Below are 15,858 nucleotides of genomic sequence, written 5' to 3' on the forward strand. Positions count from 1 at the left end.
TCCTTCAATAACGAATCTATGTGGGGCGCCTGATCTGCACTTCATGGACCCTTCGGCCCGCTCGGCAATAAAAAAACGCGGTGGCCTCGAAGGCGCCGCGTTCGACCGTCAGCACGGTATCGTACACTCCCGCGCGCTTCGATCTCAACCGCTCGGCATCAACGCTGTCCGAACGAAATGTCGCCGAACAGATGCTTCTGCTCGCGCGGCTGCGAGCGCCAGTACTGCGGCGGCGCGCTGACGGTCGCGCCGAGTTCGGCCGCCGCGTGCCACGGCCAGCGCGGATCGTAGAGCATGGCGCGCGCCATCGCGACGAAATCGGCCTGCCCGCTCGCGACGATCTCTTCCGCGTGCTTCGCATCGGTGATGAGACCGACTGCGATGGTATTCACGCCGGTCGCTTCCTTCACGGCCTTGGCAAACGGCACCTGATAGCCGGGCTCGAGCGGAATCTTCTGCTGCGGCGATACGCCACCCGAGGAAACGTCGATCCAGTCGACACCGCGCTCCTTCAGTTGCGCGGCGAACGCGATGGTGTCTTCGATATCCCATCCGCCTTCGACCCAATCGGTCGCCGAAACGCGCACGCCGACCGGCTTGTCGGCGGGAAACGCGGCGCGCACGGCATCGAAGATTTCGAGCGGATAGCGCATGCGGTTCTCCCGCGAGCCGCCGTACTCGTCCGTGCGCTGATTGGCGAGCGGCGACAGGAACTGGTGCAGCAGATAACCGTGTGCCGCGTGAACTTCGAGCGCGTCGATGCCGAGACGCGCCGCGCGCCGCGCCGACGCGGCAAACGCTTCTTTCACGCGCAGCAGGCCGGCGGTATCCAGCGCGAGAGGCGGTGTTTCGTCCGGCTTGTGAGCGACGGCCGACGGCGCATGCGTCATCCAGCCGCCATCCGCGACGGAGATGAGCTGGCCGCCTTCCCACGGCTTCTGACTCGATGCCTTGCGGCCCGCGTGCGCGAGCTGCATGGTCACCGCGATGTTCGAGTGCTGGCGGATGGCGGCGAGCACGGGACGCAAGGCCGCTTCGGTCGCGTCGTCCCACAGGCCGAGATCACCCGGCGTGATGCGTCCGTCCGGCTCCACGGCCGTCGCCTCGATGCACAGCATGCCCGCGCCGGAGAGCGCCAGATGGCCGAGATGGATCATGTGCCACGCGGTGGCTTCGCCGCCCTCGGCGGAGTACTGGCACATCGGCGAGACGACAATGCGATTCGGCAGCTGCAGACTGCGCAGGGTGGCCGGAGTGAACAGCGCGCTCATGTCTTAAGCCCGTCGCGAAGAAAGGAGCGAACGAGAATAGCACCTGCCTTTTGTTCGTGCAGCGCCGGGCTCAGTCTCGATGCGCGTCGACCGGAAAGCGGTCGAGCCATTCGCCGAACATCGCGCGCGCGGCGCGTTCCAGTGCGGGACCATGTTGCGCGGTGGCTTCGCGCAACGCGGTGGCGGTCGTGCCGCAGCGGGCGAGATCGCCCGGATAGGTGACGAGCCAGTTCTCGAAGCGATCCGCGAGCACTTCGGCGTGACATTGGAGCGCGAGCACATGGTCGCCCCAGGAAAACGCCTGATGCGCGCATCGCTCAGTGGACGCGAGCAGCGTCGCGCCGTCGGGAAGATCGAACGTATCGCCGTGCCAGTGGAATACGGGCACCGCGTGACCGTCCGCTTCGAGATGACGCAACGGCGAGGCGCGCCCCGCTTCCGTCAGCGTGAGCGGCGACCAGCCGAGTTCCAGATCATTCGATGAATAGACGCGCGAGCCGAGCGCCCGCGCGATCAGTTGCGAGCCGAGACAGATGCCGATGGTGGGAAGCCCCGCGGCGATGCGCTTTTCGAGCATCGACAAAAGCGGAGCGAGATGCGGATACTGCGCGTCTTCATACGCGCCGATGGGCCCGCCGAGCACGACGAGCAACGACGGATCGAGCGGATTCGGCGCGCCGATGCGCCCGCGCCCGACATCGAGATAGCGCACGAGATGGCCGCGATCGCCGACGACGAGCTCCAGACTGCCGAGGTCTTCGAAATGAACGTGGCGAATGGCCAGGACTTCAGGTTTCATCGGCGGCTTTCCGTGGATCGGCGTGCGTGGCTCGGAACGTCTGAACATGACGAGCCGCGCCTCGCGGCGAGGCGCGACGGGCACAGTCTAACCGACTGGCCGCCGCCTCACAGCGTGGAATGCCGCAAATGCCGCTGCGCCCGAACTCAGGCGATCTGCGCGAAGACCTTCCAGCTCTTCTTCTGCGTGTTGAGATCGCCTTCTTCGTATACCGAACAGTCGAGACGAAGATCGGTGTCCGCCATGTCGATCTGCAGAAGCGCGCAATGGTGCGGGACCTTCTTCGGGTTCTTGCTGACCTCGAAGTGCGTGCACGAGAGACACATGCGATGCGCCGGAATCTGCTGCTGGGCTTCCAGTTGGCGAATGGTCTTGAGCAGCGTGCGATAGAACGTCGCCTGCTCGTCTTCGCGCAGCGTGCCGACCGCCTTCGACAGGAAGTCGGGCCATTGCAGCGCCTTCTTCGCCGCCGTGCGTCCGCGCGACGTCAGGCGCACGGCCAGCGCGCGGCCGTCGTCCAGCGCGCGGCGCTTTTCGACGAGCCCTTTGCCTTCGAGCGTGCTCACGGCATCGCTCGTGGTCGCGGCCGTCAGCGCCGTCTCGCGTGCGATTTCGCCGAGGCGCATCGGCCCCTTGCGCTGCATCAGCAACACGAGAATTTCACCCTGGGTAGGCGTCAGCCCCGCACCTTCCGCCCATTCCCATGCCTGGCTGCGCATCGCCGTGCTCAGCCGCAGCAGGCCGTGGGTCACCCGCCCCGTCGCCTGCTCTCCGTAAACGCCTTCACTCATAATGTTTCGCTTGTTTTCCGCTTTATGGGTTTCGACAGCCCGTTCGCTGATAAGCGAACACCTCGCCCCGAAAGCCGCCCCGATTCACGTTGCCCCGTTCTTCGGGATGACTCCCGGTTTGTGGTCCCCGCCGTCTCAAAATTCAGGCGTACCAAGCCAATTCGGTTTGCCTGAATGGGGACATTGCACCCTCTTCGTTTTGCGCCTTCTTCTATGGTGCCGTGGCGCTGCTTTTTCGCCGACTATACCCCGCCATCAGCGAAGTCGCCATTCTAAGCGACTGAGACCAAACGTACACCTTAATTATCCACGCAAAACTGTGGATAAGCCGTGGAAAAGCGCGGTATTTCGTTGAGACTGCGCTCTGGACCACCAACCGACTGCCACTCGAGCCAAAAGGACTGCCGTTCATTGCCAATTACCGTCATGGTGCCTGCTTTTTTGCCAACGGCTACATGCCCCGTAACGGTCCGTAACGTTTCTTACCGCTACAGGATTCCTGTGTTGTCCGCATTAACTGCGCGTTCACCGACAGCCTTCCCAATGTATACGGACGCTACACGGAAACCTTGAGGAAAGTGTTTGGTTGCGCTCAAACGTTAGCGCGCGCATTTTAATCTCACTGCGGCATGCACGCATTCCCTACACACGAAAAAACAATAAAGCCGCTTAGGAGATGTCCAAGCGGCCTATGTGGGCGAACCGTCAATACATCACGATGCTCGAGAAGTCTTAAGCGTGCCTTAAGGATTTTTGAATCACGCCATTCACGCGCTTCGCTTACGCTCGCCATTGGAGACATTGCTGTCTCACGGCTTCGTGCAGGGACTTCTCCTTGTCGAACACGCCGCGCAGCCACGTCGCGTCGTTGACGCCGCCGCGCGCGATGTCGGCGATCTGCGCGAGCGCGGCCTGCGATCCAAGCGCTTCCGCATGCGGCGCGAGCACGTCGAGCGTCGCCAGAATGTCTTCGGCAACCGTGCGCCGCTCGCCCGTTTGCGGATGGACGCACGTGCCTTCCATCCCGAAGCGGCATGCCTCGAAGCGGTTGAACGTATAGACGAGATAATCGTCTTCCTGCGGCATGAGCGGCTTGTCGAGCAGCAGATAGCGCGAGAGCGTCTGGATATAGCAGGCGATGGCCGCCGCGCGATCCACCGAAAGCGGCGTATCCATCACGCGGACTTCGATGGTGCCGAAGCCGGGCTTCGGGCGAATGTCCCAGTAGAAGTCTTTCATGCTGTTCACCACGCCCGTGTGGACCATCTTCGAGAAGTATTCCTCGAAGCTGTCCCACGTCAGCACGAACGGCGCGCGGCCGGACAGCGGAAACGCGAACACCGAATTGAGCCGCGCCGAGTGAAAGCCCGTATCGACGCCCTGGATATACGGTGAAGACGCCGAGAGCGCGATGAAGTGCGGAATGTAGCGCGACATCGAATGCAGCAGGAAAAGCGCGCTGTTCGGGTCCGGGCAGCCGATATGCACGTGCTGGCCGAACACCGTGAACTGCTTGGCGAGATAGCCGTACAGTTCCGAGATGTACTGAAAGCGCGGCGCGTCGTAGATCTGGCGGTCGCTCCATTGCTGGAATGCATGCGTGCCGCCGCCGGCCAGCCCGACATTCAGCTGGTCGGCCGCCGCCACGAGCGTATCGCGAATCTTGCGCAGGTCCGTCAAGGCTTGCTCGTGCGTCGTGCAGATGCCGGTCGAGAGCTCGATCATGCTTTCGGTGATCTCGGGCGTGATGTTGCCCGGAATCTTCTCGTCCTTGATGAGACGCATGAGGTCGGACGCGGCCTTGGTCAGGTCGTAGTCGTGCGTATTCACGACCTGGATTTCGAGCTCGACGCCGAACGTGAACGGTTCCGAGTTGATGAAGGGTTCTAGTGCCATGACGCCTCTTGTTGAATCAATGCTTTCCCGGCCGGGCGATGCTTGAATGCGCTCACTCGCGCCGCTCGCCCACCGCCGACAAACTACGGTACACCACGAACGGCGTCGCGATCTGCAGAAGCACGATCGAGCACATCACGATGGCGCGCAGCGTCGGATCGTAATCGGGATACAGCACATACATATCGTCGACAAGCAGATACGCGAGCGCCGACATCGGCGTCAACGCCACGCCGAGCGCCACGCCCTGCTTCCATTCGAGCCCGCTCGGCTTCGCGAAGATCAGCACGCCGACCAGCTTGCCGACGAAGCGTGCGAGCACGAGCCCGAGCGCCGCGACGCCGCCGAGCGCGATATCTCGCCACGCAAACGATGTCAGCGTCAGCGCAAACAAAATGACGGTGAGCAGCCATCCCGCCGAACCGAAGTGCGACGGCCACAACTGCGGCCGCTCGTCCGCGTTTTTCACGATGATGCCGGCCGCGAGCAACGCGAAGATCGTCGAGAGCTTGAAGAGGTGAGCGATGGCGATGGCGAGCAGCACGAGCCCGAAGAGCGCCACGAACGAATGCTCATCGTTGGCGTTCAGGCGTCGATAAAGCAGGTTGCAGCCGCGCGCCAGCAAGAACGCCAGCACGAGCGACCCGATCAGCAGATAAAGCGGCTGAAGGATCGTCGCGAAGGCGTTGCCGTAAATCTCCTGATGCAGCACGCCCGCCGCCAGCTTTTCGACGATCACCGCGTACATGCTGTTCAACGCGGTCAGCGTCATCAGGCGCTGCGTCACCTGGCCTTCCGCGCGCAGCTCGGTTTTCAGCTGAATGACCATGGCCGGCGACGTGGACATCGCGATGGCGGCGATCACCACCGACGGCATCGTCGGCACATGGAACAGGATCAGCGCGATCAGCACGAGACCGAACGTGAGCGTCGATTCCGCAATGCTCGACAGAATCAGATACGGATTTCGGCGGATCCAGCGCAGATCGAGCCGGCCGCCTAGTTCGAAAAGCAGCAGCCCGAGCGCGACGTCGAGCAGCGGACGCGACAGACCGCCCGCGCTCGCGTCGATCACGCCGAGGCCCGCGTTGCCCGCAATCAGCCCGATCACCGCATAACCGGTGATGCGCGGCAGACGCCACGCGCGCCATAGCAGTTCTCCGGCGAGCCCCGCGGTGACGAGCGCGAGACCGGCCCAGAGAATGGCGTCGGGTTCGAGCGGCCAGGCGGGCAGAAATGAAAATGCCGAATTCATCGTGTGGGCTTCTCCTTCGTTGCTTCAGGCAGAGGGGCACGTCCGGCCGCGCGGTGGGCGAAAACGTCAGCGGACGACACGCATGCTCACAACCCGCTCCCGCCACGGGCGTCGTTCATTCAGGCGAAACGAATACGAACGAACACGGCGTCACGGAACCGGCCGTGCACGGATTAGACGATGCATCCCGGTCCAATGCGACGCTTATAGCGAGACTGGCCGGACGCAGCGAACGGCGTTGCAGCGCGATGATCGGAGTGTCGCGTTGCAAGCGTCGTTCCATTGAGGCGCTCGCCGTCTGGACGGCGCGACGCAGGAAGAAGCGCGATTGTGCCACACAGTCATGTCCCCGGCTGAAACTGCAAGTTTATGATTCTTATGAGGTAAGGCCGACCGCAAACGTTCTTCTTCGGAAAAGCTGACCGGCGGTCCACGCGTTTCCTGGATTCCCGGTGAAGTCGTCTCCAGGTGTTTACAGGTTTACTGTATATAAACGTAGTAGTAGTTAACAAGGCGCCGCAGCCGCTGTGGATAACTGACTTTTGTGTTTTCCGATCAAGCACATGTAAACCGAAAAAGCGCGCGGTAAACCTGATCGTGCAGCGCCGTTAACTCGGAACAACTTTTGGCGATTCACGGGCGGTCTCCGGCTTGTCCCGTTTACGTGCACAACGCGCCCACAGCTCCTTCTTGCGGATTTCGCCGACTTATCCACAGATTTCCGAGGATAACTAGCCCGGGCCGATTTCTCCGTGACGTAACGCTCGTAAAAAGAAACGCGCGGGATCGACGGCTTCGGCCAGTTCGCGTTCGACTGGCCACGGCTCGCCCTCCGCTTGAGACGCGATCAGTTCTGCCGCGAGCGTCGCCCAGACCAGACCGCGCGAACCGAAGGCGAACGCGCCGTACAAGCCCGGCGCGCGCGGCAGGTCGAGCGGCCATGCGCCGGAAAGGCGCCGGGCATCGCGGCGGCCGGCGGCTTCGTCGGCGAGCGTGCCGATCATCGGCATGCGATCGCTCGTCACGCAGCGAAACGCCACGCGGCCCTGCGCGACCCGTATATCCTCCAGCCCGGCGAGCATGCGTCCGACGCGCTCGACGTTCTCCGCATGCCCGGCTTCGCGGACGTGCGGATCAGTCTCGTCGATGTCGTACGTCGCGCCGATCAACGTGCGCCGCGCGCCGAGCGGCACCGCATAGCCGTCGCCGACCACGGGCAGCGTCAGCGCATCGAGCGGGCAGCTCTGCACAATCGAAAGCTGACCGCGCACGCCGCGCGTCGGATCTCCGTGCAGGCCGGCCAGACGCGCCGCGTCGTGCGCGTTGGCGAGCACCAGAACCGGCGCTTTCGCGATCAGTTCGCCTCGGGCGTCGAAGGCACGCCAGTCGCGGCCGTCGAATGCAATCTGCATGACCGCCGTATTCATGTGTGTGGTGAGCGCGTCGCCGGCTGTCGCGAGTTGCGCGGCGCAGACCGCGGCCGGCGAAATGGCGCCGCCGCGCGGAAAGAGCCAGCCGCCGCGCGCCACTTCCACGCCTGCCGCGCGCGAAGCTTCGTCGCGCGACATCGGCGTCACGTAGTCGAGCGGATAGCCGAATCGCCCGATGGCGTCGGCGAGCGCATTCGCGTCTTCTTGCGTATCGGCGATTTGGAGCAGACCGGCGCTGCGCCGCAAGTCGTGGCCAGCGGCTTCGAGGGTCTGCCATCGTTGCAGCGCGCACAGGAAGCCCGCCCGCGTGAGGCGCGCGGCGATGCTGTCGTCGCGCCACACAATCGGGTGAAAGACGCCCGCAGGATTACCCGACGCGTCCCGCGCGGGCGACGCGTGCCGGTCGATCAGCGTCACGCGCCAGCCGCGCGACGCGAAGCACGACGTCACCGCGCACCCCGCCAGTCCCGCGCCGATGACGATGGCCTCGCGTGCGCTCACATCCACGGGCAGCGGCGGATCGTGACGCCGAACGCGCCAGCGCGGCGCGAAGCGCCCAGCGATTCGATCGTCGCTTCGACGGCATTCGAAGCCGGAGGCGGCGAGCGCGCGCGTCCACGAGTCGCGGCCCGGCTCGGCGACGTCGACGCAGAGCGTCGCGCCGTCGCCGGCGAAGCGCGCGAGGGTCTTACTCCACTTGCGCGGATCGTCGTCTTGCGTCGCGTCGACATGAAATGCGTCGGCGCGCAGCCAGAGCTTCGACAGCATGTCGTCGCCGACGGCAAGCGTGAGTACGACGCGCCCCGCTTCGAATTCGAGCCGATGCACGCCGGGCACGCGCATCGGCCAGACGCGGGCGAGTTCGGCCAAGAGAGGATCGCTGGCGGCGGGCGGCGGCGCATCCAGCGCGCGCAGCGGCGCGACCGCGACCACATGCAGGCGCTCGCAGCGCGCGGCGTCGTCGCGCCAGAGACGCCATAACGCCAGAAAGAGACTGTAAGTGTCGAAGCGCGCGGCGGCATCGACGAAGGTGAAAACGCGCTTCGTCTTCCAGCGCGCCGGCAGATCGTGCAGCGCGAGAAGCGGCTCGCTAACGGGCGATGTATCGGTCATGCATCAAGCCTGGGAGGGAAAGCGGGCGTCTGTGAGGCGTCGGATAGTCGGCGAACGCCGCCACGCGCCGCACCGAAGCACGACCGGTTGCATCCGCGAAAGCCAGTCCCGACAAGGCTTACAGCGCGAAACGGACAATGGCCCGGCGATGAAACGTTGGCAAAAACCAACGGCGCGCTGTCCGATCAGGCGGCTTCGGCATACGAAAGCGAGCCGCGCGGAATCGACCCACGGAGGCCGCCCGGAACACCCCGTTACATAAGGGTAAATCTTTGAAACCCTTGTCCAGATTGGGTTTGCGCTGCGCTATCATACCAAGCGCCTCGTTCGAAGGCGGCGCGAGGGATTTGATGGGATGCAACGCCGGTGGCATGGCGCGAAACTGCGCCGAACCGTCGGACGGACGCGCCAGAGGCCCGTCCCTACTCGACTGCACGGCTTGCGCACGTATAATCGGCGCGTTCGCGCTGTTCGTGTCAACCTAAACTGATAAAGGAACCTTAATGAACAAACAGGAATTGATCGACGCCGTAGCCGCTCAGACCGGCGCCAGCAAAGCTCAAACCGGCGAGACGCTGGACACGTTGCTCGAAGTCATCAAGAAGGCTGTCTCGAAGGGTGACGCAGTTCAGTTGATCGGTTTCGGCAGCTTCGGTTCGGGAAAGCGCGCAGCGCGCACCGGGCGTAACCCGAAGACCGGCGAATCCATCAAGATTCCGGCCGCCAAGACCGTCAAGTTCACGGCTGGCAAGGCATTCAAGGACGCAGTCAACAAGCGCTGAGCGTCTGGCCCGTCGCGGCCCGCCTCGCTGCGCAGCGCCTGGCAGCACTTTTGAGCGCCTATCAGCGCCATCGCTCGTGTTCAGTTGCACCGTGTTCGTATCTTGATAGCGCCCGTCTTGCGCAAGCTACTCAGGTTCGTCCGCATGAGCGGAAAAAAGCCGGAGACCAAGAGGACCATGAAACCCGCCATCGGCGGGTTTTTTTTCGACTGCGCATTCAGCGTCTATTAATGCCGATGGTCTTCGCAATCGCAGTCCGGTCCGTGGTCGTGCTCGTGATCGTGCTCATGCTCGTGGTCTTCGACATCCCACGCGGGAAACGGGTCGCGGAACTGCTGCCACGCATCGCTGCCGAGCGTCCATTCGTCGTCAGTCAGAAGGCACGCGTCGAACTTTCGCTGCCACGCCTCGATGTCGAGATCGACGCCCATCAGCACCAGTTCCTGCCGTCGATCGCCGATGCTGTTGTCGTCCGGATCGCCGAACCATTCCGCGACGATCTCCGCTTCCAGCTCCGGATCATCCGTTGGCCATTCGCTTCTGTCCTGCGCGGCCCACCATACGCCGGCCGGACCGTGCCGCAACGTGCCGCCCGCCTGTGACAGCGACCCGCCGACGACACTGCGCGTCGCGAGCCAGAAGAAGCCCTTCGTGCGCAGCACGTCGCGCCATTCCTCATGCAGCAGATTCCAGAGCCGCTCGGGATGAAACGGCCTGCGCGCCCGATAAACGAAATGCCGGACACCGGACGCATCTGCGTCGCTGCTGGCTTCGTGTTCATCATTCAGAATCGCGAGCCAGCCTGCAGCGCTGCCGGTTGCGTCAAGATCGAAACGGCCGGTGTTCACTAGTTCGCCGAGCGGCGCTTTGCCGTGTTCCGTCCGCAGCAGAACGGCGCGCGGATTCAACGCGTGGAAGATGTGCGCGAGCCGGTCCAGTTCGTCCTGGTCGACGAGGTCCGTCTTGCTGATCACGATCACGTCGCAGAATTCGATCTGCTCCACGAGCGCCTCGACGACGGTTTTGTCTTCATCGGACGCTTCGCCATCGGGCACGATGCCGCGTTCGGAAAGCGACTCCGCCGACGCGTAGTCGCGCATGAAGCTCGATGCATCGACGACGCTGACAAACGTATCGAGATGCGCGCGGCCTCTGAAAGGCGCGTCTTCGTCATCGCCGAAAGCGAAGTGCTCGGCGATATCCATCGGATTCACGCCGGGCGGCGCTTCGATCACGATCGCATCGAAACGAGGCTCCTGCTCGGCGAGTTGAATGATGGCATCGGCGATAGCGTGCATCGCATCATCGCCTGCGCCGCAAGCGAAGGATCCGATGCGCACGCCCTCGCTGTTGGTGCGCAATGCATCGAGGAGCGTGGACTTGCCCGCGCCGACGAAACCCGAGAGCACGGTGACTGGCAGTGGCGTTTGGTTCATTGCGGGCGTGTGGACGAGAATCGAAGTCACGATTCTGCATCAAACGCGAGGTGAGCGGAGGCAAGGCGCCGAGCGGCGCGGCGGCTCCCGCGCTGACGAACCTGAAATTTACTTCGACGCCTGCAGCAACTTCCAGCGCCGCAGAATCTCGATGATCTGCGCGGAGTACTTGTCGCGCAGCGCAGGCGTTTCGGAATGGTAAGCACCGACGGCCTGCCACGAATTGCCGTACTTGTTCATCTTCTGGCGCAAATGCCATGCGGCGACATAGACGCTCTTGCACGGCTCCATCAGCGTGCCGCTGGAAATGCCGTATTGAGAGAGCGTGTTGAGGTGGATCGAATTGATCTGCATCAGCCCGTAGTCGGTCGAGCCATTGGCGTTCTTGTTGATGGCGTCGGGCTTGTTGTGGGATTCCTGCCAGGCGATGGCGCGCAGAATGAGCGGATTGACCTTCTGATACTTCGCTGCTTCGTCGAAACAGTCGGCGTGAGCGGAGGCGGCCGCCAGCATGGCGCCGCAACCCATCGCAAGTATTCGCAGGAATCGCTTCATCTTCGTTCTACTCCATCCGCCTGTGCGGAACCGTCATGCTGCCGGCGCCGCGCCTCGCGCGTGCGCCAAGTTCGTTGTCCGCTCCCGTCTGACGCCCGCGGCATCGGGAAAACCCGAGCTTTACGTCGACGCCTGGAGAACGGAACCGCCCGTATGATACCGGCTGACGTCTTCGACCATAAGTTGGCTAGCCGACATAGGTCCAGCGGACGGCGGATTGCACCAACGGGAATCCTCTGCTGACTATCGGCGGTTTCTTAAACGTATGAATAATAAAGTAATCTAATCGGGTTACAATTCGGGTCCCGTGTGCGTCGCTTGTATGACAAAAGCCTTCCGATGGGTTATCGGCAGGGCGTCGGAAAGCTTGAGCGCACTGGAACACTTGGCATGCAGCCGCCGGGCGAAAGCGGCGGCGAACGAACCTGCACTTTTTCGTTACACAAAGCTGCTATCGTCACATTTTTATAAATAATCGTGGTTGGGCGGACACGTTCGCACCACGGTTGGCAGCGCCCTCGGATTGACGAACGGTGCTGCCTTAGCCGGTTCTTTGTACCCGGCTCAGACATCACATCCATGAGAAGACAACCTATGGCACTGCGTCGCATCGCGACGGCACTGCTGGCGGCGGGACTTATCGTCGCGCAAGCCGCGCACGCGCAAGTGACGTTGAATTTCGTCAATGCCGATATCGACCAGGTCGCGAAGGCGATCGGCGCGGCCACCGGCAAAACCATCATCGTCGATCCCCGCGTCAAGGGACAGCTCAACCTCGTCTCCGAAAATCCGGTGCCGGAGGAGCAGGCGCTGAAGACGCTGCAGGCGTCGCTGCGCATGCAGGGCTTCTCGCTGGTGCAGGATCACGGCGTCCTGAAAGTCGTGCCCGAAGCCGACGCCAAGCTGCAAGGCGTGCCGACCTACGTCGGCAATGCGCCGCCGGCGCGCGGCGATCAGGTCGTCACGCAGGTGTTCGTGCTGCACAACGAGTCGGCGAACAACATTCTGCCGGTGCTGCGGCCGCTCATTTCGCCGAACAACACCATCGCGGCCTACCCCGCGAACAACACGCTCGTCGTCACGGACTACGCGGACAATGTGCGGCGCATCGCGGGCATCATCGCGGGCATCGACACGGCGGCGGGCCGTGAAGTTGACATCGTGCAGCTGAAGAACGCGAACGCAATCGATGTCGCGGACCAGATGAACAAGCTGCTCGATCCCGGCACGATCGGCAGTACGGACGCGACGCTGAAAGTCACCGTCACGGCCGACCCGCGCACCAACTCGCTGATGTTCCGCGCCTCCAGCAGCGCGCGGCTCGCGGCCGCGAAGGCGCTGGCGAAAAAGCTCGATGCGCCGACGTCCGAACCGGGCAACATGCACGTCGTTCCGCTGCGCAACGCCGACGCGACGCGGCTCGCGAAGACGCTGCGCGCCATGCTGGGCAAGGGCGGCGGCAACTCGGACAACTCGTCGAGCAGCTCCAATTCCAACTCGTCGAATTCCTTCGGGCAAAGCGGGCTTGGCAATTCGTCGAGTTCCACGGGCACCTCCGGCGTTCCGCCTCTGCCCGGCGGCCTCGGCAGCAGCGGTTCGGGCACGGGCAACAACCCGATGTCCGGCACCGGCGGCACGCGCGACGCGGGCTTCTCCTCGAACAAGGACAACGACACCGGAAACGACACGGGCGGCGGCGGCATGATCCAGGCGGATTCCGCGACGAATTCGCTCATCATCACCGCGGCTGATCCGGTCTACCGCAATTTGCGCACGGTGATCGACCAACTCGACGCGCGCCGCTCGCAGGTCTATATCGAGGCGTTGATCGTCGAACTCTCGGCGACCACGGGCGCGAACCTCGGCATTCAGTGGCAGGGCCTGCTGCTCTCGAACGGCGGCAACAACGCGCTCTACGGCAGCACGAGCTTCGGCTCGGGCAACACGAACATCTTCGACCTGACCGTGCAGGGCAATGCGATCGCGCAGAATCCGTCGGCGGTCACCTCGACCACGGGCCTCCTCGCCAATGGCCTGAACATCGGCCTGCTGCACCGCTTCGGCAATCTGTTCGGGCTCGGCGGCCTGCTTCAGGCGCTCTCCACTTCGGCGGATGCGAACATTCTGTCCACGCCGAACCTCATCACGCTCGACAACGAGGAAGCGAAAATCGTCGTGGGCCAGAACGTGCCGGTGGTGACGGGCTCGTACGCCACGCCGACCGCGAACGCCGCCACGTCCGTGACCGCGTTCAACACGTTCGACCGGCGCGACGTGGGCGTGACGCTGCACGTCAAGCCGCAGATTACGGACGGCGGCGTGCTCAAGCTCCAGATCTATCAGGAAGATTCGAGCGTCGATGCAACGACCAAGACCGATCCGGGCGGCGTGACCATCAACACGCGCTCGGTGCAGTCGACCATTCTGGCCGACGACGGCGAGATCGTCGTGCTCGGCGGCCTGATGCAGGATCAGTACAACAACAACAACAGCAAGATTCCGCTGCTCGGCGATATTCCGTTCATCGGCAGCCTGTTCCGCAGCGAAAGCAAGACGCGCACGAAGACGAACCTCATGGTGTTCCTGCGCCCGGTGATCGTTCGCGATCAGGCGACGGCCTCGCAGATCGCCAACACGCGCTATGAATATCTGCGCAATCAGCAGTACGGTTCGACGACGGACAACCGCCTCATCAAGGACCAGAACGTGCCGGTGATGCCGCCGAAGCCGCTCGGACCGAGCGAAGGCGGCGGCGCGCCGGCCCAGAATCTGCTCGACTGGAACAACCTGACGCGCGGTGTGCCGAGCACGACGCTGCCGCAGGATCCGAACGCCGGTCCCGCGCCGCAGCCGTATCAGAGCGCGCCGCAGAATAGTTACCCGGCGCCCGCGAACGGCGCGACCAACGCGATGCCCGGTAACGCGGCGACCAACGCCATGCCCGGCAACGCCGCGACGGGCTATGCGGTGCCGAACAACGCGCCGAGCGCCGCGCCGCTCGGCGGCAATCAGACGGGAGGACAGCCGTGAACACGCTGAACGCCGAAGCCGACACCACGACCACCACGGAAGCAACGGCCGCGTCGCCGCTCGCAGCGCGGCTCGTGCCCTACGGCTTCGCGCGTACCGGCCAGATTCTGGTCGCCCAGCAGCATGCCGACGGCATCGAAGTGTGGATCAGCGAGCGCACGAACGACGCGGCGCTCGCGGAAGTCGCGCGCAATTTCGGCGCGCTCACGATTGTCCGCAAGTCCGGCGACGAACTCGCCGCCGCGATCAACTCGGCGTACGCCCGTAACGACGGCAGCGCGGCGCAGGTGGTCGGCGAAGTGGAAGGCGAAGTCGATCTCTCGCGCCTGATGCAGGACATTCCCGAAGTGGAAGACCTGCTGGAATCCGAAGACGACGCGCCGATCATCCGCATGATCAACGCGCTCCTGACGCAGGCGGCGCGCGAACAGGCGTCGGATATTCACATCGAGCCGTTCGAAAACGCGTCGGTCGTGCGCTTTCGCGTCGACGGCACGCTGCGCGACGTCGTGCGCCCGAAGAAGGCGCTGCACGGCGCGCTGATTTCGCGCATCAAGATCATGGCGCAGCTCGATATCGCCGAGAAACGTTTGCCGCAGGATGGCCGCATCACGCTGCGCGTCGGCGGCCGCCCGGTGGATGTGCGCGTGTCCACGCTGCCGACCGGCCACGGCGAGCGCGCCGTGCTGCGTCTGCTCGAAAAGGATGCGCAGCGGCTGAACCTCGAAACGCTCGGCATGGCGCGCGACACGCTCGTCCAGTTCGACAAGCTGATTGGCCGGCCGCACGGCATCGTGCTCGTGACCGGGCCGACCGGCTCGGGCAAGACGACCACGCTCTATGCGTCGATGTCGCGGCTCGAAACCACGACCACCAACATCATGACGGTGGAAGACCCGATCGAATACGATCTGTCGGGCATCGGCCAGACGCAGGTGAACGAGCGCATCGGCATGACGTTCGCGCGGGCGTTGCGCTCCATTCTGCGTCAGGATCCGGACATCATCATGATCGGTGAAATCCGCGACCTCGAAACTGCGCAGATCGCGGTGCAGGCGTCGCTGACCGGCCACCTCGTGCTCGCCACGCTGCACACGAACGACGCCGCCTCCGCCGTCACGCGTCTGACGGACATGGGCGTGGAGCCGTATCTGCTCGCGTCGTCGCTGCTTGGCGTGCTCGCGCAGCGTCTCGTGCGCCAGCTGTGCCCGGTGTGCAAGGAAGAGCGCGAGGAAGAAGACGGCGTGAAGCACTGGCATCCTGTCGGTTGCGACCGATGCGGCCAGTCGGGCTACGTGGGCCGGCGCGGCGTGTACGAACTGCTGCTGATCGACGACGCCATTCGCCCGCTGATCCATCGCAACGCCGCCGATGCCGAGATTCTCGCGGCGGGCCGCGCGCACGGCATGCGCACGCTGCGCGAAGACGGGAACCGCTGGCTGAACGCGGGCGTGACATCGCTCGAAGAAGTGCTGCGCGTGACAGGCGGAGACTAAGCGT

Annotated in this window: 11 protein-coding genes; 3 read left to right on the plus strand and 8 right to left on the minus strand. The window is 63.8% G+C overall.

The window, feature by feature from the left end; genetic code table 11:
• Nucleotides 1-158 precede the first annotated feature (158 nt).
• The 6 genes from NCR37_RS13340 to mnmC1 all read right to left on the minus strand — a co-directional run bounded on the left by NCR37_RS13340 (nt 159) and on the right by mnmC1 (nt 8,555).
• A complete protein-coding gene (locus NCR37_RS13340; protein ID WP_250473377.1) occupies nt 159-1,271 on the minus strand; it encodes an NADH:flavin oxidoreductase/NADH oxidase in 1,113 nt (370 codons plus the stop codon).
• Nucleotides 1,272-1,341: 70 nt separating this feature from the next.
• On the minus strand, nt 1,342-2,070 hold the full coding sequence (locus tag NCR37_RS13345; RefSeq protein ID WP_250473378.1) for a glutamine amidotransferase: 729 nt from the start codon (nt 2,068-2,070) through the stop codon (nt 1,342-1,344).
• A 146-nt stretch (nt 2,071-2,216) separates the two neighbouring features.
• Nucleotides 2,217-2,861 carry a MarR family winged helix-turn-helix transcriptional regulator gene (locus NCR37_RS13350; RefSeq protein ID WP_250473379.1) on the minus strand — a complete coding sequence of 215 codons (645 nt, stop codon included), beginning with the start codon at nt 2,859-2,861 and terminating at the stop codon, nt 2,217-2,219.
• Nucleotides 2,862-3,641: 780 nt separating this feature from the next.
• The gene (locus NCR37_RS13355) at nt 3,642-4,757 is read right to left on the minus strand and encodes a YbdK family carboxylate-amine ligase (RefSeq protein ID WP_244847551.1); all 1,116 of its coding nucleotides are present in this window, start codon (nt 4,755-4,757) and stop codon (nt 3,642-3,644) included.
• Between the two features lie 52 nt (nt 4,758-4,809).
• Nucleotides 4,810-6,012, minus strand: coding sequence for a cation:proton antiporter (locus NCR37_RS13360; protein WP_250473380.1), 1,203 nt, complete (start codon nt 6,010-6,012; stop codon nt 4,810-4,812).
• A gap of 731 nt (nt 6,013-6,743) precedes the next feature.
• Complete coding sequence (mnmC1, locus tag NCR37_RS13365; RefSeq protein ID WP_250473381.1) at nt 6,744-8,555, minus strand: FAD-dependent 5-carboxymethylaminomethyl-2-thiouridine(34) oxidoreductase MnmC1; 1,812 nt, start codon at nt 8,553-8,555, stop codon at nt 6,744-6,746.
• Nucleotides 8,556-9,058: 503 nt separating this feature from the next.
• On the opposite strand from mnmC1, the gene NCR37_RS13370 reads away from it, so the two are divergent.
• Nucleotides 9,059-9,337, plus strand: coding sequence for an HU family DNA-binding protein (locus NCR37_RS13370; protein ID WP_008352404.1), 279 nt, complete (start codon nt 9,059-9,061; stop codon nt 9,335-9,337).
• Nucleotides 9,338-9,564: 227 nt separating this feature from the next.
• Here the strand turns inward: NCR37_RS13370 and NCR37_RS13375 are convergent, their stop codons facing one another.
• Both NCR37_RS13375 and NCR37_RS13380 read right to left on the minus strand, forming a co-directional pair.
• Complete coding sequence (locus NCR37_RS13375; RefSeq protein ID WP_250473382.1) at nt 9,565-10,773, minus strand: GTP-binding protein; 1,209 nt, start codon at nt 10,771-10,773, stop codon at nt 9,565-9,567.
• A 108-nt stretch (nt 10,774-10,881) separates the two neighbouring features.
• A complete protein-coding gene (locus tag NCR37_RS13380) occupies nt 10,882-11,328 on the minus strand; it encodes a lytic transglycosylase domain-containing protein (RefSeq protein ID WP_175938720.1) in 447 nt (148 codons plus the stop codon).
• A gap of 594 nt (nt 11,329-11,922) precedes the next feature.
• On the opposite strand from NCR37_RS13380, the gene gspD reads away from it, so the two are divergent.
• The gene (gene gspD, locus NCR37_RS13385; protein WP_250473383.1) at nt 11,923-14,358 is read left to right on the plus strand and encodes a type II secretion system secretin GspD; all 2,436 of its coding nucleotides are present in this window, start codon (nt 11,923-11,925) and stop codon (nt 14,356-14,358) included.
• Complete coding sequence (gene gspE, locus NCR37_RS13390; protein ID WP_502800519.1) at nt 14,355-15,854, plus strand: type II secretion system ATPase GspE; 1,500 nt, start codon at nt 14,355-14,357, stop codon at nt 15,852-15,854. Before gspD ends, gspE begins: the two co-directional genes overlap by 4 nt.
• Nucleotides 15,855-15,858: the final 4 nt, after the last annotated feature.

Source organism: Caballeronia sp. GAFFF1 (assembly GCF_023630705.1).
Lineage (GTDB): Bacteria > Pseudomonadota > Gammaproteobacteria > Burkholderiales > Burkholderiaceae > Caballeronia.